1 pseudogene is annotated in these 332 nt (G+C 77.1%); it reads right to left on the bottom strand.

Annotated elements, in window-relative coordinates:
* A pseudogene (locus D471_RS33355) lies at window positions 1-332 on the bottom strand (acety-l/propionyl-CoA carboxylase subunit alpha); the annotation flags it as partial.

Here is a 332-nt window from a genome sequence, read left to right as displayed (position 1 = left end):
GGGCGAGTGCGGTGAGCCGGTCACCGGTGAGGTAGCCGGTGGTGAGACGGGCCCGCCGGGCGGGGTCGGGGTGGTCGGCGTCGGTGAGGGCGGGATGGCGCAGGGCGCGGACGAGCAGGTCCCGGTTGGTGCCCACACCGTGCACGCGCGCGGTGGCCAGGGCCACGGACAGGCGGCGCAGAGCGTCGCGGCGGTCGCGGCCCAGGGCGATGACCTTGGCGAGCATGGGGTCGAAGTCGGCGCTGACCGTGTCGCCGGGCTCGACGCCGCTGTCCAGGCGCACTCCGGGAGCGGTGAGCGGGGTGAAGGCGGCGGTGGCGGCGGGGACGTCG

The organism is Nocardiopsis lucentensis DSM 44048 (assembly GCF_000341125.1).
In the GTDB taxonomy this organism is placed as follows: Bacteria; Actinomycetota; Actinomycetes; order Streptosporangiales; family Streptosporangiaceae; genus Nocardiopsis; species Nocardiopsis lucentensis.
The sequence above is the reverse complement of the archived record's forward strand: the minus strand, read 5'-3'. Positions and strand labels throughout refer to the sequence as shown.